Here is a 26,295-nt window from a genome sequence, read left to right as displayed (position 1 = left end):
CCGTCAATTCGCGGTGCGATACAGGCTTCCCAGGCTCACCGGGAGGTGCGCCCCGGCCGTGGTGCGCCGGGACCGGCCCTGGAGTTCGGCGGCGGCCTTGCGGATCGCGGGGAGCCGTGCGAACAGCGCCTCTCCCGGGCAGTCGGTGGCGAAGCCGTCCCGGTGGCCGGAAATGGCGTCGAAGACCACCGAAGTCCCCTTGGAGTAGCGGCTCTTGTCGTTCGTCGAGGTGAGCCGCACCTTGCCCGCCGGGTCGATGCCGCCGAGGCCGAGCTTCCAGGCGGCGAGGGCCGCGAGCGCCCGTTCCATGGCCGCCGGCACCGGCGTTCCCGCCCCGAAGGTGCCGATCGCCGCGATGCCGGTGGTGCCCTGGTTGAACCCGACGGTGTGGGAGCCGACGACGGCCCGCCCGGCACCGCCCGCCCGGCCCTCGTAGACGGTTCCGCACCGGTCGACGAGGAAGTTGTAGCCGAGGTCCCCCCAACTGCGGTCCCTGGTCTGGCCCGTGTACAGATTGCGCAGGGTGCGGGGGACGTCCGCGCAGTCGTAGCCGTTGGGGGTGTCGGTGTGGTGGACGAAGACCGCCGTGACCCCTCCCGCGTAACGGGCGTGGGGGTCGCGCCTGGTCTCGTCGGCCCGCCACCGGCCGCGCGAGACGATCGCGGGGCGGGGCGCGCCGTGGGCGAGGGACACCGACGCCGCCCCGAGGGCCGGGAACGTGGGCGAGAAGCCGACGGCCGGTTCGGTGGCGACGACCGCCCGCACCGGACGGGCCGCCCCCGGGGCCGTCTCACCGATGGCACCCGACGCCGTCACTCCGGTCGGCGCCGCTATGAGGGGAATGGCCATGGGGCCCGTGACCCACAGAGCTATTCGATGCAAACGCACAGGGGAACCTTCTTCGTCTTCGCCGGGAGGGCGGCGGGAGCACCGAGGGCCTGCCGGGCGGTCCTCGGGCAAGGGCCACCGACAGGCGCTTACGCCCACAGCCTCGCGGCGCGGGGGTCGCCGCGCGCGCCGGGTTAGTGCAGGCGGGCGAGGGCATGCCCCGAAGGCCCCACACCCGGCCCGGGAGCCCGCCCGGCTCGGGGGCCGACCAGTCCGGAGGAAGCCCCGCCCGGCCCGGGAGGCCGACCGGCCCGGAGAAGGAAGCTGCCTTCCTGGGCGTCGGACTCCCTCAGCAGGGTCTCGACGGCCTTCTCGTCCATGGCCGGATCCTGCCGGCCGAACATGCCGGGGCAGGGGCAGGGGCAGGGGCAGGGGCAGGAGCAGGGACACGCAGCCGGGGCCGAGGCACGCAGCCGACGCCGAGGCACGCAGCCGACGCCGGGACACGGAGGCGGTGCCGGGACACGGAGGCGGTGCCGGGGCACGGAGCCGACGCCATCCGGGTGATCGGAACCCTTGTTACGTTCCCACCATGTGCTCATGCAGGCCCCGTCATACGGGACCGGAACAGTCACCCGCATGACCACGAGTCCGCACACCCCACTCTCCCCACCCCGGTCCCCGTCCCCCTCATCCCCGAGGCGGCGGCCCCTCTCCGCACTGCTCCTCCTGGCCCTGGCCGCCTCCTCCCTCGCCGCGACCGCCCTGACCGCCCCCGGCGAGGCGGTCGCCCGGGAGTCGTCCGACGCCGCCTTCCGCGTGGCGCCGATCAGTTGGGGCGCCTGCCCCGCCTCCGAGCCGCCCTACCCCGACCCCAGCCCGCGGGCGCAGTGCGCGACGGTACGGGTGCCGCTGGACTGGTCGAAGCCGAAGGGCCCGAAGATCGGCCTCTTCGTCGCCCGCCACCGGGCCACCGACCCCGCACGGCGGATCGGCGTCCTGATGTCGAACCCGGGCGGCCCCGGGGCGCCCGGGGCCGACGACGCGCTGTACGCGGACGATCCCGTCAGCGGCTACACCCCGGACATGCTCCGGCGCTTCGACATGATCGGCTTCGACCCGCGCGGCATCGGCCGCAGCCGGAGCGCCGAGTGCGACGAGACGATCATCGAGTCGATCCCGGCCCGCCCGCGCGACGCGGCCGAGTTCGAGCGGCTGCGCACCCTGAACGGCCGACTGGCCGACAGCTGCCTGGAGCGTACGGGGCCGCTCGCCGCCCACATGGACGGCGAGAGCGTGGCCCGGGACATGGACGCGATCCGCGCCGCCCTCGGCGAGAGCCGGATCAGCTTCATCGGCCACTCCTACGGCACCTTCCTCGGTGAGCGTTACGCACGCCTGTTCCCCGGCAGGCTCCGCGCGTTGGCCCTGGACAGCGCGATGGACCCGGCCCGGCCGGACGCCGAGCGCTACCTCATCGACGGCAGCGTCACCACCGACAACACCCTGAAGCGGCTCGCGGCCTGGTGCGAGAAGGACACGGCCTGCGCGCTCAAGGGCAAGGACCTGGTCGCCGTCACCGACGAACTGTTCGCCCGCGCCGACGCCGGCACGCTCCGCGAGCCGGGTCCGGACGGCCCGACGAGCACCGAGGTCGACGCCGACCAGCTGTCCGACTTCCTGACCTTCGCCCTCGGCAAGGGCAGCCAGGAGGAGGCGGCGAAGCAACTGGCCGCCCTGTACACCGGCAGGGGCGAGGTCCACTGGATACCCCCCGGCACCGACATCTCCGCGCGGCTCGTGCTGTGCCGGGACTACGACTTCCGGATCCGCGACCACGCCCAGTACCGGGCCATCCTCAAGCGGGTCGCCGAGGCCGCCCCGCACGTCCGCTACAACTCCCAGGCCCTGGACACCGTCCTCGGCTGCCAGGGCTGGACCATGCCGCCCAAGTCCCGCCCCGCCCGGGCGAAGGGCCCCCTGCCGCCCGTCCTCGTGGTGAACGCCACCCACGACCTGGCGACCCCGCTGCCCGGCGCCCGCCGCATGGCGCACTCCTTCCCGAGGGCGACCCTGTTCACCATGGATGTCGTGGGCCACTGGATGTACCGCAGGGGCGGTACGGAGCAGGCGATGCGGGTGATCGACACCTACCTCACCGACCCGAAGGGCTGACCATCCGGAGGAGCACGGGGGGCGGGGCGGGCCGGACGTTTCCCCGCCCGCCCCGCCCTTGATCTCCGCCCGGGGCCGTCACCCGCAACGCCCCACAATCGCCTTACCCCTCACCCCGCTTCTGCCGAACGGAGCATGCCCCGACACCAGTGACCGTCATGGGACTTGGCCCTCCAAGTCCAGTCTGACAGGATCTCGTCATGGCAAGAGCGGGTGGGGACCTGAGGGCCTGGCTGATCGGGCTCGACGACGTACAGCTTCGTGAATTGATCCTGTTACCAGGACCGTTGCCCTTCTGGGCGAAGATCCCACTTCGTGGCCCGCAACCGCGTATCGGCCGTCGCGAACTGCTTTCGGGCCGGGCATGTCTGAACAGGGCTCATGCCCGCGACTTGAAGCAAATCGCCGATGCGGCAGCCGACTTGGCCCGCACTCTGTGGTCCCATCACGCAGAGGGACATTCCGTCGAGTCCGCCGAGACGGACCTCGACGCCCTGGAAGCGATGGTCGAGACCCTGCCCCCGGTACTGGCCCGGCTGACCCTGCACTCCATGTTGTTGGAAGACGGCACCCCACGGCGGGAACTGGTCGAGTTGCACCGGGACCGACTGCTCGACGCGGCGGACCGGCCGGTCACCGGCGCAGAGGTGGAATCCGAGGACCACGACCAGATCTCCGACTCGGACGTTGCGGAGCAAAACGGTGAGCCGGACACCGTGTCGCAGCAGCGGGCCGACGGTGCAGGAGGCACGGTGAAGGACGAGGAGACTCAGGACACGGAGACCGCGGTGCGTGCGTCGCCCGACACGGTAGTGAACGTGATCGGAGACGTGGCCGATGCCGCCGCGTCCGTGAACGCATTGCGGGTCCGGGCCACGGAATTCAGCGAGGCGCTGCGGCTGGCTGCGGAACGAGTGGCCGGTGGTTTTACCCTGCCCCCCACGTTGAAGGAAGAAGCCGTTGCCTGGACGCGGGAGCGTGAGGCCGTGGCCGACTTCTTCCGTAGCACGGGGCGCGACTGGGCCACCGAGGATGGTTTCGACGAACTCCAGACCCTCGTGGACAGCCTTCGGGAAGAACAGGAACGGGAAGCCGCCCGCAACGAAAGGCTTGCCGTGCTGGTCCAGCAACGGCAGACCCTGCTGCCGGTCCTGGACCTGGCCGAGCAGAGCAGCGGTGGCGCCTACTTGGACTCCCTGCGTGAGACGCTGCAGACCCTCGAAGCGGAGATAGCCGAACTGACCCCGGGCGGCAGTGGGCGCCCGGATACGACGACCGACGAGCCCGCTGCGGCCGAGACCGGAGTGAGGCCGGAGGCTGCGGACACCGGGGAACCGGCGCACTCCACCGACACCGCGCAGAACGTGGAAACTCACCGTTCCGCGCAGAACGTGGAAACTCACCGTTCCGCGGAGACGAAGGAGTCCACCGAGGCGGCCTGTGCCATTGAGCCTGCGAACCCCCCGCAGGCCGGGGAGCCCGCGGAGAAGGAAAAGCCCGCGGAACACGAGCCCGCCCCGGGCCGGCCAGTCACTGCAGAACCTGAAGCCCCCGGCGTCGAGCCTGTCCCGTCGCCCATGGCGGAGGCCGCCGAACCCACCCGGCCCGAGGAGCCCGTGCTGCCCTGGCACGCCCCCCTCACCGAGGCCGAAAGCAGCACCGACACCGCTGCCTCCCCCGTCGAGCAGTTGGTGAGCGCCGGCCGTTTCCAGGAGGCCTACTGGCTGACCGTCGCGTCTGCCGAGCCCGGTCACCGTGCGGAGTGTCTGGCGTTCGCGGACGCCGCCTTCTCCTGCGACACGCCCGAGGACGCGACCCCGGTGATGACACGGTTCGTCCCGCACCTGGAGAGCGTGCAAGGTGACCGGCCGGCGCTGGTCATGGCAGCCGTCGCCTCTGTCCGCGCGGGGTTCATCGTGGGATGGCCCAACGACCTGCTGTTGCAGACGGACCCCTGCGCCTCCCTTTCCGGCGCCTGGGGCGGACTGCTGCAATCTGCCATTGACATTTTGCGGCGCTACCAGCGGGTGGACCCCGCCACACTGCAGCCGGGCATGGAGACGAGCCCGACCCTGACACGTTCCGGGCTGGCCAAGGAGGCCGAGCGGCTCCAAGTCGACCTGCCGAAGCTCAAGATCGGCTATGCGCGCGCGACCCAGGTGCAAAACCTGCTGATGCGTGCGGAGCAGCCGTTGGGACACGCGTTGGAAGCGGTCCGGGAGTGGGCTTCCGGCAAGGCCGACGCCTCCGTACTGGATGATGCGTGGGAGACCTTTCGCAAGCGGGACTCCTCCGAACGCATCATCGAGGAGGCCGACGCGGCAATCCGCACGCCCAAACAGGCCAAGGAGCCCATCGAAGCCAAGGCCAAGCGCTCTCTGCTCAGCCGGATCGAGCAGGTCGTCACCCTCCTTTCCCAAGCCCGCGCACTCGCCGCACCCGACATCGAGGAGCGCAACGGCACCGTCACCGCTCTGCGCCATGCGCTCACGAAGGTGCAAGACCTGCCGCCGCTGCCGGGACTCGAGGGCGCGGCACTGTTGTGCCTACGGCGTTGGCTGACCGGGGGTGGCCGCTCACCGGTGTCCCGGCGAGTGCCCGACGTCGCTCACGACAGGACACGGTCGGCCCCGGACGCCGGTTTCGTGCCCGCCGCAGAGGCTCTGCTGGCCGCTGCGGACCTGCCCCGTACGGCCGAGGACGCACCCGATCCCCAGGCTCCGGGCTTCGCCCGGGCGGTGTTGTCGCTGCTGAAGCCGGTGGACGTGGCCGCCTTGGCGGTCACCTACGCCGAGCGGGGGGACCTCCACCTGGCGGACTCCTTGGTGGAGGCGCTGGAACAGGGACTGGTGCCTGCGGCGGATGCCGGTCCCGAGGCCCTGCCGTCCGACTGGCGGGTCCGCCGGGACGCGCAATGGGCCCGCTGGGCGAACATACGGGCCGAAGCCCACCGGGTCGCCACCGGGCTGCTCGCGGAACTGCGCGCCCAGAGCCTCAACCTCGTGACCGAACGGGAACTGGTCGGACGGCTGGAACAGTTGGAGCGCCCGTCGCCGGACGGCGCGTACCGGTACACGGTGGAAGCCATCCGGCGGCTGGAGGAGGAGGTACGGGACCAGATCCACACGTACGTGAGGCAGCTGAGCGAGCAGTTGGAGGAGCTGACGCTCACCGAGACGGACCGCGGGCGGATCTCCGCACTGTTGGAGGCGGGCGACACGATCACGGCGGAGGAGTGCCTGGCGCTGCTGCGCAAGGGCGACTCCCTGCCCCAGTGGAGCGGAACGGACCGCAGTGAGGACCTGAAGCAGTTCGTGGCAGGGCTGGAGTCCGTCACCCCGGTCAAGGCGGGCCAGCAGGGCTTCTCGGCGATGCCGTGGGCCGAGTACTACGCCGACGACCAGCCGTTGACCGAGGCCGCACTGGCCGGCCTCGAGTCCTGGAACGCGCTCAGCAAACCCTCCACCCGCGGCAGTGAGTGGCAGAAGCACGTGCCCACCGTCCTGCGTCTGCTCGGCCTCGAAGGCAGGCCCCCGGCCCGCGACGACAATCGTCAGCTCCGCGGTACCCTCCGGTTGACCGCGAAACTCCGGGCGAGCGGAAGCGCGCCGGGATACGTCGCCGAACTCGGTTCCGCGGCCACCACCTACACGATCCTGTTGGTATCGGACGAACAGCGTGGACGCAGTCCCCTGGAGTTGCTCGACCACAGTGACTCGGGCGCCTGCATCATCCTCTACTTGTACCCGCTGGGCCTGACCGGTCGCCGGGCGATGGCACTGCGGACACGTACCTCGGCCCAGCAGGCTCTGGTGGTGGACCCGGCCGTCTTCGGCTGGGTCACGGCACGCTCGCCCCGGTCGTTCCGGGCCCTGCAGCGCGTGACACTTCCCTGGACCGGTTTCAATCCGTACACGCCGTTCGTGGCCGGGCTCGTGCCGCCGGAGGTGTTCTACGGACGGACCCGGGAGATCGCCGCGGTCAAGGAACCGTTGGGCGCCCTCTTCCTTTACGGAGGGCGCCAGTTGGGCAAGTCGGCGCTGCTGCGGAAGGTGGAGGCCGACTTCTCCTCGACCCCCGACCACAAGGCCATCTATCTGGATCTGAAGGCGCGCGGGGTGGGCGAGGCGGAACCTGCGGACCGGATCTGGCCGGTGCTGGCCACGGAGCTCAAGCGCGTCGGGGTGCTGGGGCCGAAAGTGTCCACGGCCGTCTCCCCCGATGTACTGCTGGAGCAGGTGCGCCGTTGGCTGGAGGACAACCGTGAGCGGCGGGTCCTGGTCCTCGCCGACGAAGCGGACGCCTTCCTGACCGCGGACTCCAAGTCCGTGCGTGGCAGCGGCGGCGAGGGCACTTTCGCCAATGTGGCCCGGCTCAAGGGGCTGATGGACAGCACCGACCGACGCTTCAAGGTGGTCTTCGCCGGTCTGCATCAAGTGCAGCGGTTCAGCCGGCTGTCCAACGTGCCCCTGGCCCACGGCGGCGAGGAGCTGATAGGCCCGCTCAAGCCGGCCGAGGCGCAGCGCCTGGTGGTCGAGCCGATGGCAGCTTTCGGTTACCGCTTCGAACGCCCGGAGCTGGTTTGGCGCGTCCTGGCCGCGACCAACTACCAGGCATGCCTGGTACAGATCTTCTGCGAACGCCTCGTCACCACGTTGCGGGAGAAACCGCTCGGCTCGGCACAGTGGCCGGTCACGGTCACCGAGGACGACGTGCGGGCGGTAACGGGCTCGCCGGAGGTGCACAGAAACATCGCCGAACGGTTGCGGCTGACCATCAACCTCGAGGACCGGTACCGGGTACTCGCCCTGGTCATCGCTCTGCGCAGCCAGGCCGACGGTTTCCAGCGTGGCTACGACGCCGACGAACTGCTCAACGAGGCCAAGCAGAACTGGCCGGAGGGCTTCAGCCGGCTGACCGCCAGCGACGTGAAGATCTACCTGGAGGAGATGGTCGGGCTCGGCCTGCTGATCCAGCAGGCCGATCGTCGGCACTACGCGGTGCGCAGCCCCAATGTGGTGCACATGCTCGGCACCCGCGAGGATCTCGAACTGGAGCTGCGCCAGACGGAGTTCAGCCTGCCCTACGACTACAACCCGCGGTTCTCCCGGCGGCTGCTGGGGTCGAGCCAACAGTCCGGTGCGCATCGGTACAGCCCGCTCACCGAACAGCAGTTGTACGAGGCGACAAGTCCCGGCCTGAGTCTGGTCTGTCTGACGAAGGCCCACGGGCCGGAGCTGATGGAGTCGGCGATCCGCTCCTACGCCGGCGCGCGGGGGCTGGACGTGCACACCACCACTCCGGACACTCTGGTGGACACCCTCACGCAGGACACGCGCGGCAAGGACCCCAGCGTCGTCTTCGCCGACCTTCGCTACTGCGGCCTGGAAACGCTCGATCAGACTCTGGACCGTCTGCACCAGCACACGGTGCGCGGCAAGGCGGAGCCGTCACGCACGGGGATCATTCTGGTCGACCCGCGGGCGCAGGACGTGCTCAAGGACGAGCGGGTCACCCAGGTACTGCGGTCCGAGCGGTGGAACGCCGACAGTCTGCGTGCCTGGCCCGAGTGCCCCTTCGACACCCCGGACAAGCGGCGCCGGCTGATGGAGGCCACCGGTGGCTGGCCCAGCCTTGTGGAACGCACCGTCGACTACGCCACCCGGGGCGGGTTCACCCTGGAGGGGGCCCTGGAGGCGATCCAGGGCCAGTACGCCCAGGAAGGGGTCGCCCGCACTCATCTCGACCGGGTCGAACTCACCCCGGACATGCGGAACCTGCTGTCCGAATGGGTGCAGTACGTCGAGCCCGGTGAGGGGTGCAACCATGGCGACATCGCCGCCGTGATCGGCCTCGACCTGGCGGAGACCCGCGCGTTCACCGACCGCCTCGCCGACCACGGTGTGCTCGACGACGGCGAGGACGGATACGCGCTGGACCTCGTCACCTTCCGCGCGCTCACCACGGTGGGGAAGGAATCGTGACCGGCATGGCTGCGGCCGATGGGTTCTCCCTGCCGGGAATCAGGGTGTGGCTCGGCCGCCTGTTGGCCGACCTGGGCCGGGGCCGCAGCTGTCTGTGGCTCCTGCCCCAGAAGGTGTTGGACGACACCGGTCACCAAGCCGACCGGCTGCTCGACCACGTGCTGCACGAACTCGCCGATTTCGTACTGCTGCCCTCTGCCGAAACCCTCGCCCCGGCCTCCGCCCGCTCCACGACGGCCGGCCGGCCCCGGGCCGTCGGCCAATGGTCCGGCCTCGCCCCCGTGCCCGACTTCGACGACGGCTTGCCAGATCTGCCCACAGCCAGGATTCCCGTGCCCGTCGAGCGGGAGCCGCCGCCCCTGCCCACCCCGGCAGAAGCACTGTCCGGCCTGCTGGAGCGGCTCGCCAAGGAATTGGGCTTCACCGCCGGCCGGGACGGGGTCGGCCCGAACCCCACCGACGACGTCCTGGCCCGGCTCACCGGTGGCGGCACCGGCATCGTCGAGACCCGCCCGGTGGTCGTCCGGGCCTGGCGTGAACCGGTGCCGTCCGCCGCCACTCACCTGCTGCGACGGCTGGTGGCCACGGCCAAGGAGTCGGGTCTCCCCCCGAACCGCCGCCCCAGAGTCCTCGTCATGGCCTCCACCGGGACCTTGCCCGCGGGACTGCCCGACCAGCTGGCCCGGGAGGACATCGCGGTGCACTGGTGGTGGGGAACCACGGGCCGACTGGACACCGCCACGGTCGTCGCACTGGCACGCCCCCTCCTGCCTTCTGCCACGGAGCGTCGGCATCTGCACGAAGCGGTGGCCCAGGCCACGATCACCGAAGTGTGCGGGCCCTTTCTCGATATCGCCGACGCCCTGGCCGGCCGCTGGGAGGACGGCCGTCCGGAGACGCTGTTGCCGGCGCTCCACGACGTACTCGCAGATCTTCCTGGCCCGGCGGTGGTCCCGTCCCAGAGCATCGAGGGTGCCCGGCGCCCCGGCAGCCGCCCCGACGAAACACTGCTCGTGGCCTGGAACGCAGGCACTGTCGACAGTTGGGACGGTCGTCTCCGGGGCCGCCCCGGTAAAGACCTCACGCACGAACAGACCGTGGCCACCCGGGTGTGGCTGGCGCAGAATCATGTGTTGTTGCCGCTACTGGACGATGCCCGGGACCGGTTCACCGCCACCGTCCGTCGCCGTGCACGCGTCCCACTGACCCGGCTCGCACAGACCTACGGCCCGCGACGCGAACCCGGCGCGCCCCCCGAACCCGCCGGCTCCGCCATCGACATGATGGAGCTCGGCGCAATGTGGAGCGCCCACTGCGATGACGTCATCAGGCTCACCCCCACCGAACGCCGCCGCCTGCGTATCCTGCGCGAGGCCCGCAACCGCCTCGCCCACCGTGCCCCTCTCGACAGCTCCCAGCTTCAGTATCTGATCAAGGAGCTGTGCTGCTGACCAAGAGCCACCGGCCGTGGCAGCTCCCGGAGGAGCCGCCCCACCCGAACTGCATGTTCACCAAGCCCTCCGCCCACTCCACCGCAGGTCAGCGGCCTTGGAGACCATCGATACGGCCGTTGGCGCCAAGCACTCGACCTTGGTCGCCCAGCACACACGACCGGCCCGGGGTGGATCTTCGACGGAAGATCCACGATCACTGTCAGGGCCCGGGGCCACGGGCTGCGTCCGCTGCGTGACCCGGATGCCGTCGACCTCGACGATGACGACGACGGCCAGGAGGAGTGAGCCGTGGACGGCACCCGGCGCCGGCGCCGGGTGCGGACACCCCATTGCGGGGTCAGGCGGCCGGGCCTCCGACCGGGCGCCCGTTACTCGACCTGCGGTGCTGTCGTTGTCCGGACGAGGGGCGCATGAGAAGGCGGCTGCGCTCCTCCTACGCCTCCTGTGCCTCGGACATGAGCCTTTCCTCTGCGGCAACAGGGGTGGAATCTATCTCTCCCAGTCGGCCTACCAAGGTGGGTTCCTGTGACGACAAGCAGCAACAGCGACAACTCCGCAACGCCCCCCGAGCCCGAGTCGCAACCGTCCACACGCGGTGGACAGAACAGGCGCAACAGGCTCAGCGGTGCGACAAAGCTGGCCTATGCCGTGGCGATCGTCGGCGCCGTGGCGGCTGCCTTTGTGACCCCTCTCGGCGATCACCTGATGAAGGGCTTCCTCGAGGAACCGACCTGTCCGGGTGAAGCCTGCGAGGGGAAGAACCCTCAGAACCAGGGATGCGGCGAAGATGCGCGCACCTATAAGCCCGCCGTCGGCAACCCCGCCCTTCTCCAGCTCCGCTACAGCGAGGACTGCCAGGCGGTATGGGCCCGCGTCGAACGCGGGAGCCCAGGGGATCTGGTCACGGCAGAAGTCACAGGGGGAACCAAACGCACTGCCCAGATCGAGTACGGAGACGACAAGTTCACCGGCATGGTGAGCGTGGGTGACGGCGAGTTCCAGGTCACCGCCTGTGCGGTACCCAAGGCCGGTGGTGAGAGCACCTACGAGCGCTACTGCATCCATGCAACCGAGGCGACGGCTTGGCGGTGACCCGGGAAGCGCGACAGCAGGACGGGTGTACGACCTGAGAGGGGTTCCGGCTCCGGCCAGGTTGCCCCGCTGTCCTCGCGCGAGACAGAAAATTTTGGTCCCGCCGTAGTTGATGGCGGGAGCCCCGGAGAGCCCCTTGTCGTAGGCGGACTGCACGCGCGTGCCGCCCGCCCACCTGCCCACGCTGGTCCCGTTCCCACCGGGCTCAAATCACCGCCCGTGTCGCCCATCTCATCGTGGAGGTACGGGGCGTGAAGACCGGAAGGGTCATCACCGGCGGTCACCATGACGCCGAGATCCGCTGACACCGTGCCCACGACTCTCGCCCAGCACCTCACACGGTCGACGACCCGGCACGGGCGCTTCACGTCGTCCCAGCGCCACCCCTGCACGGGAAAACCAAGAGGCCCGACTCACAAGAGCCAAACCCCTTCTGACCTGTATGTTTGCCAGATCAGCCGCGGGGCGGTGCGTCACCCGCTACACGTTGAAGCGGAACTCCACCACAACCTGTCTGACCTGCGGTTATGTGGGCGCATCCCAGCACCATCCCAGCACGGGATTCACCGCAAAGTACAAGAAGATCCAGAAGCGCCAAGACTACGCATCAACGCCGCCCCGTACACAGGCCGCGCAGCACTCCAGACCCTGTAATAGTTTCTGTACTAGACTTGCGGCCATGAAGTCACCCCGCCCCGGCGGCACGGAGAACATCTCCGTCTCGATGCCCTCGGAACTCCTCGGTGCTCTGCGCACGCGCACCGGCAAGCGCGGCGTGTCCGCCTACGTGACCGCGGCGGTCCGGCACCAGCTGGCGATGGACGGCCTCGCCGAGATCGTGGCCGCCTACGAAGCCGAGCATGAGCCGCTGAGCGAGGCCGAAGTCCAGGCCGCGCAGCGCGAACTGTTCGGCGACGCACCGGCGCCGTACGCGTCGAACGACAGCGCCGCATGAAGGAGCCCGCCGCCAGGTCTCTGGTACTCGACTCCCAGGCGCTGTCGTTGCTGCTGCGCAACGACCGCCAGATGATCACCCGAATCGAGGCCGCTCGGCGCGTGGGCGTGCCCGTACTTGTGTCGGCGCTGACGGTAGTGGAGGCCGTCTACGGGAAAACGGACACTGCCCGGCTGCGCTGGCTGCTTTCCCGGCTTCGGGTCCAAGACGTCACCCAGGCGGACAGCCTCACTGCGGTGCAGCTCCTGAGCGACGCCGGTGGCCTGCACGGCCACAAGTACGCCATCGACGCCCTCGTCGCCGCGATGGCGCTCCGCTCCCCGGCACCCGTCCTCGTGCTGACCTCGGACCGCGACGACTGGTCGAAACTGTGCGGCGACCGCGTACAGATCAAGGACGTCTGAGGGCTTCGCGTGTAGCGGTGACCTCCTGCGGGGCAGACTCGACTCCCCGACTCACGCTCCGGCTTGAAACCGTGAAGCCCCGCCGAGGCCAGTGAGCAGCTCGGCGGCGGCACCCGGCTCTCCCGCCCGAGCACCGCAACAGGCGCGGGCCGACCCCGCTGGTCCGGTCATGAGCGCCGTTCACCCCGTCACGGGTCAAGCCGTGAGCAAGGCGCTTGCGACTGCGGCATGATCTGCTCCGCGGTGATTCCGATGACGGGAAACAATGAGGTTTTCCAACCTCAGACATGGTCACTTTCCGCGTAGTCGGGCCGGCCTGCGGACCTGGTGTCCGGCAGTTCCCGCGACCTGCTGCCACCCGTCTCAACCAGTCCACATGCCTCACGGTGATCAACGGTGGTCGCACCCGTTCCCGCAGTGCTCCCGCCCAGCAAGTTCATGACCTGCATAAACTGATCTGCGTTTCGCCTCGCCCGCCTGACCTGGAGTGCTGGATGCCTGGACCGCTGACCGTCGCAGTCTGCCAGCCCCGCTGTGCCGACCTGGACGTCGCCGCCAACGCCGCTCTGCACGCCGAGGCCGTGCTGAGCGCACAGGCCCGCCTGGTCGTCTTCCCGGAGCTCTCGCTCACGGGCTACGACCTCGCCGCCTCGGCGGTGGCCGCGGACGACCCCCGGCTTGCCCCACTCGTCGATGCGTGCCGCCGCACGGGAGCGATGGCGCTGGTCGGCGCTCCACTGCAGGGCGAGGACGGGCGCGAGTACATCGCGACGCTGGCCGTCACGGGCCAGGGGGCGGCGGCAACGTACGCGAAGATGTTCCTGCACGGAGACGAAAGGATCCGCTTCACCCCAGGCGAGAAACCAGCAGTGCTGGAGATCGACGGGTGGCGGTTGGGGCTCGCCGTGTGCCGCGATGCGGCGGTGCCGCAGCACGCGGCGGAAACAGCGGCACTGGGCATCGACGCATATGTGGCCAGCACGCTCTACGGTGCGGGCCCAGAGCAGTCGGCTCGCCGGGACGGGCACATGCAGGAGCGGGCAGCAGCGCACGGCGTATGGGTTGTGTTGTCGACCGCGGCGGGATCGAGCGGCGAGTTCCGGGAGACCTCCGGCGGCTCCGGGGTGTGGGCGCCCGACGGCACACTGGTAGCCCAGGCCGGCCCCGAGGCCGGTGCCGTGGTCACCGAGACCCTCAACTGACGGTTCGTGGCCGCCCTCCGAGTGCGGGAGGCCATCCGCGGGATCCGGTGTCCCATTTGGAGCGGGACCTGGACTCCGGAAGGAGCGAAGTTCCTGGTAGATGGGTTGTCGACCAAGATCAACCTGCCTGCCCGGAGCTTCACGTGCTTGTCTACGGGACACGATGGAGGCGCCTGACACCGGACCGGCAGGCCCTGCTCGTGTTGGCGCACCTGTGGTGCGGCCACACCTACGCAGCTCGCCACCGGGCTCGCGCCACGATCGCCACCCAGCTACTCAACGCCAAGGACCCATTATCCTTGGCTGACCTGCAGCAATGGCTAGGACACAGGGACCCATCCAGCACCCGTCACTACGCCAAGATCCTTCAGCGGACGCTATCCGCGGCCTACAAGCGCGCCGACTACTTCGCCAGGAACGTACGCACCATCCAGGTCCTCATCGACCGGGAATCCATTCTCACGGGCGCCGCCGCCGGCGGCGAGCAGCCCTGGAAGTACTACGACCTGGGCGAGGGCTACTGCTCCTACGACTTCTTCGCCAAGTGCCCCCACCGGCTCGCCTGCGCACGTTGCCCGTTCTACGTCCCCAAGACCTCAAGCCGCGGCCAACTCCTGGCCGTCAAGGACGGCATCGACGGAATGCTCGAACAGCTCAACCTCACCGACGACGAGCGAGAAGCCCTCGAAGGCGACCGCGAGGCGGTCGCCGCCCTCGCAGAACGGCTCAGCGATACCCCAACCCCAGCTGGACCCACCCCGAGAGAGCTCGGCACCACCAAGAGCTTCATCCCTCTCACCCAACTCACCGAAAGGTAACGCTCCTGCCCCGATTCTCAATAACTTGCCACTTCACGCCGTTGTCGACCAGGTAGCGCACCGCGTCGAGCATCGTCCGGTGGCAATACGCCTCCGCACGCCCGCCGCGCTTCAGGAGCCAGGCCGGCACCGGCATCACGGCGCGGACCTCGGCCCACTCCGCATCCGTCATGTCACTCGGATAGCAGCCTGCCCACCGTCCAGGAGCGAGCGAACCGAACCGGTGCACGTAGCAGTCACACCCAGGGGTGACCGCGGTGGACGCAGGCGCAGAGATGCTGCTCAACTGATCAGGCAACGGGCTTCCTTGGTCGTGCTGTGTCGTAACCGCGTCACTACCAAGGGGCCCGTTCTCTCATGCCCGCGACCGCACCCGAACCTCCGTCCGGATGATCACCCGCTGCCGCTCGAACGAGATCCGGTTTGCCACAACGCACTCACTAGGAGTCCTGCGCTCGCACCAGCGCGTCGCCGACAGCCGTGCGGTAGTAGAGCACGGACCGCCCCGTACGGCGGCGGCCTACCAGCCGGGCGTCCAGAAGCACCTTGAGGTGGCGGCCCACCGACCCGAGACCCTGGCCTGTCATCGCCACCAGGTGTGTCGTGCTCATGGGGCTGTCCAGGAGCGCCAGCACGCTCGCCCGCCCGGTCCCGAGCATTCTTGCCAGCGCCTCCGGGGTGGCTGCGCGCTCCGGCTCCGCGAGTGTGCCCGAGCACGGGTACACCACAGCGTTGCGGTGCACTGTTCCGTGGGAATCCGGCCGGTCCATGGAGATCCATCCCCTGCGCGGTGTGACCGGCGCGAGCAGCAGCTGTGCTCCTGTCAGTTGCCGGGGTGGGAAGTCGCGGGTGTTGATCTGCAGCCGGTTGCCGCCGAGCCACTGCATCTCCGGATGCATGTCGTCCAGTGCGGCTGCCCAGCCAGCCCGGCTCAGCTGGCCCGTACGCGCGACGACGTCGGCCTCGATGACGCGTCGCCGCCGCGGCCAGTCGGGCGCGACAATCTCCCGCCACACCCATTCCAGCAGGTCGGCGATGCGCTCCGGCAGATCTGTGCGCAGCAACGGGTCGGGCAGTGGTCCGCGGTGAGCGATCTCGAGGTCGGAGCGGGCAGTCTCGGCCGGCGTCTCGCGGATCCTTGCGAGCTCGTCGTGGAACTCCGCACCGCCCTGTGCCTCGCCCTCGTGGGAGGGCACCGGTGTCAGGAAGTCGGCGATCCACCGGTGTCTGCCCAGAGCGACGCGCACCAGCAGGGCTGTAACAGGATCGGCGGCCAGCCGCTCCCGGTAGGCGGGCCCGTGGCTGTCCAGCCAGCGGCGCTCGGCGGGATGCGCGGGTGAGCCCTTCGCCAGGACCATCAGGCTCGCGGTTGTCTCGCAAAGAGGCGACACGACGAACCGGCTGCTCGCGAGCGTATCCGCGTTGACTTCCCACCAGCCCAATAGTTTCACCTCCCCGCGAAACATTACATTCACGCCCGGACACCTGCCGACACTGCGGCCATGCGCACCTACCAGGAGCTTTTCAGCACCCCGGAGTTCAAACCTCTGCTCGCGGCCACCGCCGCACACGTGGCAGCCCAGACAGTGAGCAGAATGGCACTGGGCACTCTCGTCTACGACGCGACCGGCTCACCGCTCCTGACAGCCCTCAGCATGTTCGGCCCGTTGCTGGCGCAGATGATCGGCGCAAGTGTCCTACTGTCGGCGACCGACCGCCTGCCGCCACGCGTCGCGACCATCGGCCTGGCACTCTTCTTCGCCGCAGCCACCACCACGCTGGCGCTGCCCGGCCTGCCCATGGGGGCAATCTTCGCGATCCTGTCCGTACAGGGCATGCTCGGCTCGGTCGGCGGCGGAGTGCGCTACGGACTGCTCACCGAGATCCTCCCCACAGAGGGCTACCTGCTCGGCCGCTCGGTACTCAACATGTGCGCGGGAAGCCTGCAAATCTTCGGATACGCCGCCGGCGCCCTGCTCGTCAACATCCTGACGCCCCGCGGTGCCCTGCTCACCGGCGCCACCCTCTTCGTCGTCGCCGCAGCCGTCGCCCGCATCGGGCTCGCAAGACGGCCGCCGCGCGCACAAGGCCGTCCGTCCGCAAGCGAGACCTGGCGGACCAACGCCCGCCTGTGGGCGCCGAAGACGCGGCGCCGCGTCTACCTCGCCCTGTGGGTACCCAACGGACTCGTTGTCGGCTGCGAGTCCCTCTTCGTGTCCTACTCACCACGCCACGCGGGCCTCCTGTTCGCCGCCACCGCTGTGGGCATGCTGGCCGGAGACACCCTGACCGGACGCTTCCTGCCCACCCGCTGGCGCGACAGATTCGGCGCCCCGCCACTACTCCTGCTGCTCGCCGCCCCGTACCTGATCTTCTTCCTGCACCCGGCACTGCCCGTCGCACTCGCCGCCGTAACCCTGGGGTCGATCGGCTTCTCCGCCAACCTGCTGCTCCAGGAACGCCTTATGTCCATGGTCCCGAGCGAGCTGAAGGGGCACGCCTTCGGATTGCACTCCTCAGGGATGTTCACCATGCAGGGCATCGCCGCGGCCGTCGCAGGCGGCATCGCGCAACTCACCTCACCCGCCACTGCCATGACCGTGATGGCCGCCGCTTCTGCTGTGGTCACCCTCACCCTCACACCTGGTCTCCAGCACATGGGACCGCCGGCCCGAGCCGTGCCAGCCGGAGCTGAGGTTGGCCGCGAGGCTACGGACACGAACAAGGGATAGAGCACCTGACTGAAGGCGCGGCATCGCCACCCGCTATGACAGGACTCTGAGAGCTACCTCGCGGGCCTCCACCTCAGCGGGCCTCAGTGCGTTGCGGCAAACCGGATCTCGTTCGAGCGGCCCCCTGGGTCTGACTGCTACGTGCACAACGGATCCCGCGAGCGATGTGCCGGTTTGGTGCCGGTGGTCGGGTGTCAGTGAGTGTCCGCAGCCTCTCGCGGCTCCTCATTTCTGCGAAAGAAGTTCATCGGACAGGCCGAGGTGACAACGGAGTGCCTGTCGGCCGAGGGGTGTGACTGCGACGGCGCGCGTGGTGCCGACGGGGGTGATCCAGCCGGTTTCGAACGCGTGACGGCACAGGGCGGCACCGACGGCGCCGGCCAGGTGGGGGCGGCGTTCGGTCCAGTCCAGGCATGACCGCACCGACGGTCGGCGCGTGCCGGTCGGGACAGTGATGCCGAGCTCTTCGAGCCAGGTCGCGCCGGCACCAGTGAGCCCGAGTCCATGCTCCAGGTCCAGCAGCTTTCGCCCGAGCATGGCATCGGTGATGGCGACCCCGACGGTCCCCGCGAGGTGGTCGTAGCAGGTACGGGCGTGGGCGAGGGCCTGTCGACGGCCGGCCGCCGACAGGGAACGGGGTGCCGGGGTGCGCTGGGGTGCCATCGCAGCGAGGCTCTCGATCAGCTCGGCGACGTGCGGACCGGCCAGACGCACGTACCGGTGGCGGCCCTGCCGTTCCTCGGCGAGCAGGTTTCCGCGGACGAGTGCGTGCAAGTGCTCAGTCGCGGTCGAGGGCGCCACCCCCGCATGGCGTGCCAGTTCCGTCGCCGTCCACGCCCGGCCGTCGAGCAGGGCCAGACAGAAACCCGCCCGCGTGCCATCGGCCAGAAGCTTCGCCACGGTAGCCAGGTCGGGGCCGGCCGCATGTGCGCGCTGCATGTCCATGCGGTCCATTCTCACCCGTGTCACTTCGGCCGCAGCCGAAGTGTCCGGACCCTAGCCTGCTCACCATGAACACGGCACCTCTCAGCACCCTGCCCGCACGGACGGACACCACACGGACGGTCACCACACACCTGGAGATCGAGCCGAGCATCCTGTACTTCGGGACGCCGGTGGTGCTCCTGTCGACAGAAAACCAGGACGGCTCGTTCAACCTCGCCCCGATATCCTCCGCCTGGGCCCTCGGGCAGACGGTTGTGATCGGACTGGGCCGTGAGGGGCAGACAGCGCACAACCTCGGCAGCCGACCCGACCTGGTCATCAACCTGCCGGCCCCCGCCCAGTGGCCGGCCGTAGAGCGGCTGGCGCCACTGACCGGCCGCGATCCAGTACCCGCCGGCAAACCCGAGGGCTGCCGCTTCGAGCCGGACAAGTTCGCCGCCGCCGGCCTGACCAGCGAGCCCTCCCATCTGGTCCGACCGCCTCGCGTCGCCGAATGCCCGATCCAGTTGGAGGCCCGTGCCGAGCGGGTGCAGCCGGACACCTCCGGGGACTTCGTCATCGTCGAGGCCGTCGTGCGCAAGGTGCACGCCGACTCCCGCATCGTCGTTCCGGGCACCGACCACATCGACCCCGCCGCCTGGAGCCCCCTCATCTACAACTTCCGCCACTACTTCGGACTCGGCCCGGAACTCGGCCACTCCTACCGCACCCAGACACCCCGCGTCGACGAGGGACCTGCCGCATAGCCTGCGCCCGCGGACAGATGCAGCACCTCATATCGCTCGGTGGTGTCCTCGGCCTCAGGAACGGCGTGCTCCCGCAGGATGAAGCGCATCAGCTGCCAGTGACGGACGAGTTCCAGGGCTTGAGTGCTCACCGGCTGTGTGCGCTGAAGCCACGGGCCCACCGCACGTTCACACGCCGCCCCTGAAGACGCATCTCGGTCATGCGGGGTCAGTTGGACAGGGCGTTCTCCACGAGTGCCACACTCGCGTGGGGATCGGAAACCTGGACCACGAGGCGGGCGTAGCGCTCGTCGGCGAGTTGGACGACCACCGCCTTCGCAGGATCGCGGACGTCCCAGAAGACGCGCTCACCATCGACGTGGAAGGTGCCCGCGGTGATGAGGCCCGGGAAATGGGTGCCCGGAGCCCGAAGCCCCTTGGGCTCCTTGACGATCCCGGGGTCGACTGTGGCGCCGCGCACGTGCGCCAGTGGAATGGTCAGACGGCTCTTGAGCGTCCAGAGTTTGTCCAGCCCCTCGATCTCCACGATCAGGTTGCCGTTGTCGATGCTGATGTGTGCCATGTGCTTCCTTTGCTGTGAGATTGTCAGGGTCGGCCGAGGCGCTGTGCCAGGCCGACGCCGGCTCGGATGGTGCCCTCGTCGGTCGTTCCGGACCTGGCCCGTGTGCGCAGCCCGATGAGCAGTGCGGTGGCCGCTGCGGGAGCGGCGCGGGCGTCACCGTTCTCGGCCGCGCGGCTCGCGTCGCCTACTGCCCTGTCCAGCGCGGTGAAAGCCTCGCCGACCAGTCGTGCCACCTCGGCGTCCACCGGTGCCCGCTCGACCGCGGCCAGCAGGACCAGGTCGACTTCTGTTCCGGTGACCGCGTCGGCGAGGACCTCGTAGGCCCCTTCCGCATGGCCGCCCGCTTCGGCGACGCGCTCGGCCAGCCCGCTGACCTCGTGGTCCAGGGACCACTTCAGCGCGGCCAGGTAGAGCCCGCGTTTGCTCCCGAACGTCTTGTACAGGCTGTTTCGGTGCACACCGAGGTGTGACACCAGGTCGTCCACGGATGTGCCGTCATAGGTCCGGATGGCGAAGAGCTTCGCCGCCGACCGGACTACCTCAGCCTCATCGAATCCTCTCGGTCGTCCCATGGATTGACCGTACATAGTTAAGGAACGACCAGTCAAGAACGACCGTTCCTTAACTATGCTCCGGGCCCCTGGGACGGGAATGGCTCGTCGCGTGCCGAAGTGATCCGCCCCTACGCTTCGATCATGAAGATCGTTGAGCCCCTCGTCCGGCCCCGCTCCGGCGCCGACCCCTGTGGCTCCACAGAGCCTCTCCACCTGGAGGCACGTGCCGAGCACGTCCGGCCGGACGCCTGCAGTGAGTTCCGCATCGTCGAGGCCCACGCACTCAAGGTGCACGCCGACCCCCGCACAGTCACCGCCGGTACCGATCACATCGACCCGGCCGCGTGGAGTCCGCTCATCCACGACTTCCGGCACCACTTCGGCCTCGGCCCCGAACTCGGCCATTCCTACCGCTCCGCGACACGGCGCGAGCAGATCGCCGCAGCGCCCGGCGCCGAAGGAGGCGTGCACCGGTGACGGCGCCGTACGCCCACCACTACGGTGCGGCCGAAGGGCCTGCACTGCTTGCGCTGCACGGCATCAAGGGGCACGGCGCTCGCTGGCGGCACATCGCCGAGACGTCCTTGTACGACTTCTCGGTCATCGCGCCGGACCTGCGTGGGCATGGGCGCTCCGACCACGCCCCGCCGTGGAACACCGAGGCACATGTGGCGGACATGCTCGCTCTGCTGGACGCCCGTCGCATGCACCGTGTGGATCTGCTCGGGCACTCGTACGGCGGCCTGATCGCGCTGCGTCTGGCACACGCGGCCCCCGAACGCGTCGGCCGCATCGTCCTGCTCGACCCCTCGGTCGGCCTGCCGGCAGGGGATATGCACGACCAGGCCCGCCGGACCCTGAACTCCCCCTCCTTCACGGACCCCGAACAAGCGCGCGCGGAGCGGAGATCGGCCTGGCCGGCCGCCTCCGCCGCAGCCGTGGAACAAGAGGTCGCCGAGCATCTCGCACCACGCAGCGACGGGCGGTGGCAGTGGCGCATCGAGCCCGCAGCCGTCGTGACGGCGTGCTCCGAGATGGCGGGACCGCCCATCACTCCGCCTGCCACCGTGCCCACACTCCTGGTCATCGCCCGGCGATCAGGCTTCGTGTCTGCGGAGTACGTCCGGGCGTGCCGGGCGGCGATGGGCGAGCACCTCACGGTGTCAGAGGTGGATGCGGGCCACATGCTGTATCTCGAGCGCCCCGAAGAGACTGGCGAGCTGATCCGGCGCTTCCTGGCATAGCCGCGCAGGGGTGGGCTCTCCCGTTCGGTCTCCGCCATGCCCGGCTCACCGGTCACGGGGTGGCGGCGCGGTGGGCGGAGGGACTGATGCCTCGGGTCCGTTTGAAGGCCGAGCTGAAGGTGAACGCGTCGTGATAGCCGACTTCCTTGGCCACCGCCGCAATCGTCGCACCGGACTGACGCAGACGGTCTGCGGCCAAAGTCATCCGCCAGTGGGTGAGGTAGGCCAGTGGCGGGCGGCCGACCATGGACGTGAAGCGGCGAGCGAATGTGGTGCGTGACAGTCCCGCTTCGGCGGCGAGTGACGCGACGGTCCAGGGGTGAGACGGCTCCTCGTGCAGCCTGCGCAGCACGTGTCCCAGCAGCGGGTCGGACAGTGCCCGATATCCCGGGGGCGGGACGGAGCCGGCTTGGTCGAACCAGGCGCGCAGGGAGCGGACCAGGAGCAGGTCGAGCAGTCGGTCCAGGACGACCTGTTGTCCGGGCTTGTCGTCGGTGGTCTCGTCGGCGATGAGGTCGAGGAGTGGGGCGAGGCTGGGGTCGCTGGGTACGACAGCCACCTGCGGCAGGGTGTCGAGAAGGGGCAGGGAAAGGTCGCCGCCGATGCGGTAGCCGGCAGTGACCAGCAGGTCGGGGTCGTCGCCCGGCCGATCGTCTTCCGGGCTGGAGGTGCGGCCGGCGATCCGCCAGTTACGGCGCGGGGACGCGGGGTCACTGGCGGTGGTGCAGTGGTCGTCGCCGTCCACGAGGATCTGCGGGCTGCTGGCGGGGCGGTCTGCGACGGTGTACGGCTGCGTACTGCGGATCAGGACGATCTCCCCCTGCCGCAGTGCGGCCGGGTCTCCTTCAGCCGGAACGACCCAGCCGTCCCCGTGCAGCATGACAGCCAGCGCCAGAGGCGCGGGCTCGATGAAGCGCAGGCCCCACGGGGGTGTGCTGACCGTGCGGCAAAAGACGGCTCCGTGGGCCCGTACGCCGGCGAGGTAGTCATCAAGAACGTCCATACTGACACGATCACACATGCTTCAGGTCGTTTCGGCCATGGTTCGTGCCACCGCTTGCGGGTTCACTGGTCGTCATGACAGAGATCCTCGTTATCGGAGCCACCGGCAAGACCGGCGCTCCCCTCGTTCCCCGCCTCCGTGCTCTTGGGCACACCGTCCGCGCCGCCTCCCGCTCGAGCGAGACCCGTTTCGACTGGTCCGACCGTTCCACCTGGGACCCCGCACTCAGCGGCGTCCAGGCCGTGTACCTCGTTCCGACCGAGACCCTGGGCCTGGACGAGCGCGTAGAATTCGTGGCCCGCGCGAAGGCGGCCGGGGTCCGGCGCCTGGTCCAGCTGTCGGTGCGCGGCATCGACGAAGACGGCACGCACCCCACCGAGGCTGCCGTGCGGGGCTCGGGCCTGGAGTGGACGGTCCTGCGGCCGTCCTGGTTCGCTCAGGACTTCGCCGCGGCGGACTTCTTCCTTCCCGGTGTCCTCGAAGGTGAGGTACGGACCCCGGCCGGGGACGGGCGCGAGCCGTTCATTGACGCCGAGGACATCGCTGAGGTCGCCCTCGCGGTCCTCACCGGCGACAGCCACCACGGGCAGACCTACGACCTGTCGGGTCCGCGGGCACTGTCCATCACCGAGGCCGTCGAGCTGATCAGCAAGGCAACGGGACGCAGCATCGCGCACCGCCATCAGACCGAGGCGGAATACGCCGCCGACCTGGTCACGGCCGGGCTCACGCAGGACGACGCCGAATCCGTCGCAGGCTTCCTCGGCCAGGTGGGCCAGGGCGCGGACGACTACGTCAGCGACGGCGTCGAGCGCGTCCTGGGCCGTGCGCCGCGCACGTTCGAGGAATATGTGACGACGGCCGCGGAGAATGGCACCTGGACGCTCTGAGTGCGTTGCGGCGGATCACTGCCCGAAACCCAGCACGGGCGTTCTCATCCCACCCCAGCACGATCCCAGCACGGTACGGATGGCCAGGGATGACAACAGGTGACGAGGGGCCAGCTATCCCAGCACCATCCCAGCACGGGAAAAAGCTAAGGGCCCGACCCCGAAGAGTCGGACCCTCTCTGACCTGCATGTTTGCCAGATCGGCGACGTGGTGATACGTCAGCCGCTACACGTTGAAGCGGAACATCTGCGGCCTGATCCTGACCTGCGACGGAGCCCCGCGCAAGGCTCTGACCTGGGTTTTCCTCGTTGGCATGTGTTGGCTCCCGACAGCTGTTTACGGGTGTCCTGCGGACTGGCTGCGGACTGGCGAGTCGCCACTGGCCTGGAAATACATGGCGCCGGCGACAGCAGGTCAATGAGACTGCGCGGGTGAGCCGTCGCTACCCCTGCCCTTGCTGCGGGCATCTCGTCCTGGACGAGATGCCCGGCTCGTATGCCATCTGCCCCGTCTGCTTCTGGGAGGACGACGCCATCCAGTTCCGGTGGCCGACCATGGATGGCGGGGCGAACAAGGTCTCCCTGATTGAGGCCCAGCGCAATTACCAGGACTTCGGCGGCTGCGACCAGCACGGCCGACGGTTCGTTCGGCCCCCGGCAGCGGACGAACCGCTCGACCCGGCCTGGCGCCCGATCGACGTCACGCGAGACTCCTTCGAGGTCTGGGGAGCGGAGGACTGGGCCCCATGGCCGGCGGACTCCTCGGTGCTCTGCTGGTGGCTGCCCACCTTCTGGCGCCGCGACCAGCCGGTGTCATGACCTCCCACATCAAGAGACTCGTCCAGCAGCTCGACGGAGAAGCCGGCGAGTCCTACGACGCCCGCGCGGAGCTGATCTGGATCGGCGCCGACACCATACCCGCCGTCATCGACGGCCTGCCTTCCCTCGGCGGCTTCGGTCAGCTGACCGCCATCAAGGTCTTCGAGGAGGTGGGCGATCCCCGTTGCGGCCCCGCTCTCATCGGCCTGCTGGACAGCGACAATCCGACCGTCCGCGAATGGGCGGCGATAGCCCTGGCGAGCCTGGAGATCGACGGCGCGGTCGAGCCCGTGCGCCACGCCTATCGCGCCTGCCTGGAACGGGCGACGCCACCGGACTGGAGCGAGCCGGAAGGCATCCGCTGGGCCCTGACCGAACTCGGCGCCCGCATCCCTGTCGTCCCACCGCTCACCACGCGCCTACGAGCCTACGAGCCTCCACTGCGGACGACGCCCCTGGCTGGCCCTCAACCCACTTCACCGAGATCATCAACGACCTGGCCGACCACGCCCAGGTGATCCTCTACTCCCAGTTCTGGCGGGTGGACGCCGGCCGCACGTACGGCGTCTCCGACACCGGCCTCGGCTGGGAACTCGACTGGGCCGCGCTGGCAGCACCTGGTCGAAGAGTCCCGCACCTGGTCCCTGCTGGAAGCCTCAGAAGCCCCCACCGGCGACAACATCTTCGTCGCCCCACCTGGATCGACCGCACCGACCTGCGCCCTGGAAGGTGACCGATGCCGCACCTCGAGTTCTGCGGGACCTTGACGCGCGCTGTCAGCGTTCATGCGAGAGTGCACAACCCGGTACGCAGCGTTCGCGAGGGCAGCTGGTGCTACAACGGCCCCAGAGCCTCGGCGCAATTAAGGGCGAGACGTCCGATGCTTCCGGCTTCATCCGGGGATCGGATCAAGGAATAGATGAAGAGCCCTGCGGCAACCGATCCATGGAGAAACCTGACGTACCTGTCAGTTTCGAAGCTCCACGGGCTGCGGAGAAGTGCCTTGTTCAGCGTGATGACCTCAAGGGTCACACTGACGATCACTGCGCATGCCGTGTAGACCATGCCCCACCAGATTGAAGGTCCAGGCACAGCCTCGAAGACAAGCTGCAGACTGGTGCCAGCCACGAGTAAGGGCACCGGGGCAAGCAGATAGAGCAGAACCGTGATGGGGATATGCCACGGCCCCATATAGAAGACGTACTCGCCATCGTCGTCGTCATCGTCCTGAACCGTCTCGCGGTGGCGAGGTGCCGCGGGGTCAAAGTGGTAATGGTTCTGAACGAAGTGCTGATCTCTACCCGCCTGATGCACCTGAGCGGCATCGGAGGCATCGGCCCGCATCGACCAGAGCTCGTTCATCTCATCGTCACGCCGGGGCGGAGTCACGACTGGGTGATCTTCTGGTCACGCCCGGCCTGGAACACCTGTGCTTTGCCGCTCGCATGGGCTGTCATCTTCAGGGAGGGAGGGGGACCGCTGGCGCTCTCTTGTGTGAGGACCGTATTGAGGTGCCTGAGGGCGTCAAGAGCGTTCGGCTGTGCGACGAGTAACCCGAGAAAGTACCCGTTCCATGCAGCGATCAGTGCGGCGCGTGTGCGTTCGTCACCCGCTTGGAGAGAATCGACGAGGACCCTCCGGTTCCCTTCGAAATCCGCATGGACCGCCTCGGCGGACTCGGGTCGAAACCGTTGCCAGAGTGCTACGACGCCGTCCCTCGCGCGTTGCCAGCCATCCGCAGCCATTGCCGAAACGATGGCGGTGCCAGCCGCACCAGCTACTGCGACGATCTGCGGGTCCACCCATTCCCCCTGGAAGACGCGGGACGATCTCGTGACTCCTGGTGCTGTTGTGACCCTAAAGTCGCGTACAGCAAGTCATCACCTAT

Annotated in this window: 24 protein-coding genes and 1 pseudogene; 16 read left to right on the top strand and 9 right to left on the bottom strand. The window is 69.0% G+C overall.

Annotated features, from left to right (window positions below; all coding sequences use genetic code 11):
- Positions 1 to 3 precede the first annotated feature (3 nt).
- Complete coding sequence (locus OCT49_RS23060) at positions 4 to 849, bottom strand: N-acetylmuramoyl-L-alanine amidase (protein ID WP_283853739.1); 846 nt, start codon at positions 847 to 849, stop codon at positions 4 to 6.
- Positions 850 to 1,467: 618 nt separating this feature from the next.
- Between OCT49_RS23060 and OCT49_RS23055 the strand changes: the two genes are divergently transcribed.
- From OCT49_RS23055 to OCT49_RS23015, 9 genes and pseudogenes are all read left to right on the top strand, one after another.
- Positions 1,468 to 3,003, top strand: coding sequence for an alpha/beta fold hydrolase (locus OCT49_RS23055; RefSeq protein WP_283853738.1), 1,536 nt, complete (start codon positions 1,468 to 1,470; stop codon positions 3,001 to 3,003).
- Positions 3,004 to 3,203: 200 nt separating this feature from the next.
- Positions 3,204 to 8,987: a hypothetical protein gene (locus OCT49_RS23050; RefSeq protein WP_283853737.1), complete on the top strand. Its 5,784-nt coding sequence runs from the start codon at positions 3,204 to 3,206 to the stop codon at positions 8,985 to 8,987.
- Positions 8,988 to 8,992: 5 nt separating this feature from the next.
- Positions 8,993 to 10,438 carry a hypothetical protein gene (locus OCT49_RS23045; RefSeq protein WP_283853736.1) on the top strand — a complete coding sequence of 482 codons (1,446 nt, stop codon included), beginning with the start codon at positions 8,993 to 8,995 and terminating at the stop codon, positions 10,436 to 10,438.
- Positions 10,439 to 10,966: 528 nt separating this feature from the next.
- Positions 10,967 to 11,533 (top strand): DUF2690 domain-containing protein, encoded by a 567-nt coding sequence (locus OCT49_RS23040; protein ID WP_283853735.1) that lies wholly within the window; start codon positions 10,967 to 10,969, stop codon positions 11,531 to 11,533.
- 679 nt (positions 11,534 to 12,212) lie between these two features.
- Complete coding sequence (locus OCT49_RS23035) at positions 12,213 to 12,488, top strand: hypothetical protein (protein ID WP_030222583.1); 276 nt, start codon at positions 12,213 to 12,215, stop codon at positions 12,486 to 12,488.
- Positions 12,485 to 12,892, top strand: a complete 408-nt coding sequence (locus OCT49_RS23030) for a PIN domain-containing protein (protein WP_283853734.1) — start codon at positions 12,485 to 12,487, stop codon at positions 12,890 to 12,892. The genes OCT49_RS23035 and OCT49_RS23030 overlap by 4 nt, the downstream gene beginning before the upstream one ends.
- Before the next feature lie 494 nt (positions 12,893 to 13,386).
- Positions 13,387 to 14,094, top strand: coding sequence for a carbon-nitrogen hydrolase family protein (locus OCT49_RS23025; RefSeq protein ID WP_283853733.1), 708 nt, complete (start codon positions 13,387 to 13,389; stop codon positions 14,092 to 14,094).
- Positions 14,095 to 14,249: 155 nt separating this feature from the next.
- Positions 14,250 to 14,330: pseudogene (locus tag OCT49_RS23020) on the top strand (IS5/IS1182 family transposase); the annotation flags it as partial.
- 63 nt (positions 14,331 to 14,393) lie between these two features.
- Complete coding sequence (locus OCT49_RS23015; RefSeq protein WP_283856038.1) at positions 14,394 to 14,912, top strand: hypothetical protein; 519 nt, start codon at positions 14,394 to 14,396, stop codon at positions 14,910 to 14,912.
- Here OCT49_RS23015 and OCT49_RS23010 read toward each other — a convergent pair.
- Both OCT49_RS23010 and OCT49_RS23005 read right to left on the bottom strand, forming a co-directional pair.
- The gene (locus OCT49_RS23010) at positions 14,899 to 15,084 is read right to left on the bottom strand and encodes a transposase (protein ID WP_283853732.1); all 186 of its coding nucleotides are present in this window, start codon (positions 15,082 to 15,084) and stop codon (positions 14,899 to 14,901) included. The two genes, OCT49_RS23015 and OCT49_RS23010, sit on opposite strands and share 14 nt — an antisense overlap.
- 268 nt (positions 15,085 to 15,352) lie before the next feature.
- On the bottom strand, positions 15,353 to 16,354 hold the full coding sequence (locus tag OCT49_RS23005) for an ArsR/SmtB family transcription factor (RefSeq protein WP_283855907.1): 1,002 nt from the start codon (positions 16,352 to 16,354) through the stop codon (positions 15,353 to 15,355).
- A 60-nt stretch (positions 16,355 to 16,414) separates the two neighbouring features.
- Between OCT49_RS23005 and OCT49_RS23000 the strand changes: the two genes are divergently transcribed.
- A complete protein-coding gene (locus tag OCT49_RS23000; RefSeq protein WP_283853731.1) occupies positions 16,415 to 17,644 on the top strand; it encodes an MFS transporter in 1,230 nt (409 codons plus the stop codon).
- A gap of 225 nt (positions 17,645 to 17,869) precedes the next feature.
- On the opposite strand, the gene OCT49_RS22995 is transcribed toward OCT49_RS23000, so the two are convergent.
- Positions 17,870 to 18,598, bottom strand: coding sequence for an ArsR/SmtB family transcription factor (locus tag OCT49_RS22995; RefSeq protein WP_283853730.1), 729 nt, complete (start codon positions 18,596 to 18,598; stop codon positions 17,870 to 17,872).
- A 56-nt stretch (positions 18,599 to 18,654) separates the two neighbouring features.
- Between OCT49_RS22995 and OCT49_RS22990 the strand changes: the two genes are divergently transcribed.
- Positions 18,655 to 19,335, top strand: a complete 681-nt coding sequence (locus OCT49_RS22990) for a flavin reductase family protein (protein WP_283853729.1) — start codon at positions 18,655 to 18,657, stop codon at positions 19,333 to 19,335.
- A gap of 208 nt (positions 19,336 to 19,543) precedes the next feature.
- Here OCT49_RS22990 and OCT49_RS22985 read toward each other — a convergent pair whose 3' ends face one another.
- Positions 19,544 to 19,897 (bottom strand): hypothetical protein, encoded by a 354-nt coding sequence (locus tag OCT49_RS22985; protein ID WP_283853728.1) that lies wholly within the window; start codon positions 19,895 to 19,897, stop codon positions 19,544 to 19,546.
- Positions 19,898 to 19,920: 23 nt separating this feature from the next.
- The gene (locus OCT49_RS22980) at positions 19,921 to 20,469 is read right to left on the bottom strand and encodes a TetR/AcrR family transcriptional regulator (RefSeq protein WP_283853727.1); all 549 of its coding nucleotides are present in this window, start codon (positions 20,467 to 20,469) and stop codon (positions 19,921 to 19,923) included.
- A 123-nt stretch (positions 20,470 to 20,592) separates the two neighbouring features.
- On the opposite strand from OCT49_RS22980, the gene OCT49_RS22975 reads away from it, so the two are divergent.
- Positions 20,593 to 20,928, top strand: a complete 336-nt coding sequence (locus tag OCT49_RS22975; RefSeq protein ID WP_502963407.1) for a hypothetical protein — start codon at positions 20,593 to 20,595, stop codon at positions 20,926 to 20,928.
- Positions 20,925 to 21,695 (top strand): alpha/beta fold hydrolase, encoded by a 771-nt coding sequence (locus tag OCT49_RS22970; protein WP_283853726.1) that lies wholly within the window; start codon positions 20,925 to 20,927, stop codon positions 21,693 to 21,695. The genes OCT49_RS22975 and OCT49_RS22970 overlap by 4 nt, the downstream gene beginning before the upstream one ends.
- A 52-nt stretch (positions 21,696 to 21,747) precedes the next feature.
- Here the strand turns inward: OCT49_RS22970 and OCT49_RS22965 are convergent, their stop codons facing one another.
- The gene (locus OCT49_RS22965; protein WP_283853725.1) at positions 21,748 to 22,698 is read right to left on the bottom strand and encodes an AraC family transcriptional regulator; all 951 of its coding nucleotides are present in this window, start codon (positions 22,696 to 22,698) and stop codon (positions 21,748 to 21,750) included.
- Between the two features lie 74 nt (positions 22,699 to 22,772).
- On the opposite strand from OCT49_RS22965, the gene OCT49_RS22960 reads away from it, so the two are divergent.
- The 3 genes from OCT49_RS22960 to OCT49_RS22950 all read left to right on the top strand — a co-directional run bounded on the left by OCT49_RS22960 (position 22,773) and on the right by OCT49_RS22950 (position 24,925).
- Positions 22,773 to 23,588, top strand: a complete 816-nt coding sequence (locus OCT49_RS22960; protein WP_283853724.1) for an NmrA family NAD(P)-binding protein — start codon at positions 22,773 to 22,775, stop codon at positions 23,586 to 23,588.
- Positions 23,589 to 24,020: 432 nt separating this feature from the next.
- On the top strand, positions 24,021 to 24,407 hold the full coding sequence (locus tag OCT49_RS22955) for a CPCC family cysteine-rich protein (protein ID WP_283853723.1): 387 nt from the start codon (positions 24,021 to 24,023) through the stop codon (positions 24,405 to 24,407).
- Positions 24,404 to 24,925: a HEAT repeat domain-containing protein gene (locus tag OCT49_RS22950; RefSeq protein WP_283853722.1), complete on the top strand. Its 522-nt coding sequence runs from the start codon at positions 24,404 to 24,406 to the stop codon at positions 24,923 to 24,925. Before OCT49_RS22955 ends, OCT49_RS22950 begins: the two co-directional genes overlap by 4 nt.
- A 316-nt stretch (positions 24,926 to 25,241) precedes the next feature.
- Here OCT49_RS22950 and OCT49_RS22945 read toward each other — a convergent pair whose 3' ends face one another.
- Together OCT49_RS22945 and OCT49_RS22940 are read right to left on the bottom strand one after the other, a co-directional pair.
- A complete protein-coding gene (locus tag OCT49_RS22945; protein ID WP_283853721.1) occupies positions 25,242 to 25,769 on the bottom strand; it encodes a hypothetical protein in 528 nt (175 codons plus the stop codon).
- Between the two features lie 23 nt (positions 25,770 to 25,792).
- The gene (locus tag OCT49_RS22940) at positions 25,793 to 26,209 is read right to left on the bottom strand and encodes a hypothetical protein (protein WP_283853720.1); all 417 of its coding nucleotides are present in this window, start codon (positions 26,207 to 26,209) and stop codon (positions 25,793 to 25,795) included.
- Positions 26,210 to 26,295 lie beyond the last annotated feature (86 nt).

It is taken from the genome of Streptomyces sp. ML-6, assembly GCF_030116705.1.
In the GTDB taxonomy this organism is placed as follows: Bacteria; Actinomycetota; Actinomycetes; order Streptomycetales; family Streptomycetaceae; genus Streptomyces.
The sequence above is the reverse complement of the archived record's forward strand: the minus strand, read 5'-3'. Positions and strand labels throughout refer to the sequence as shown.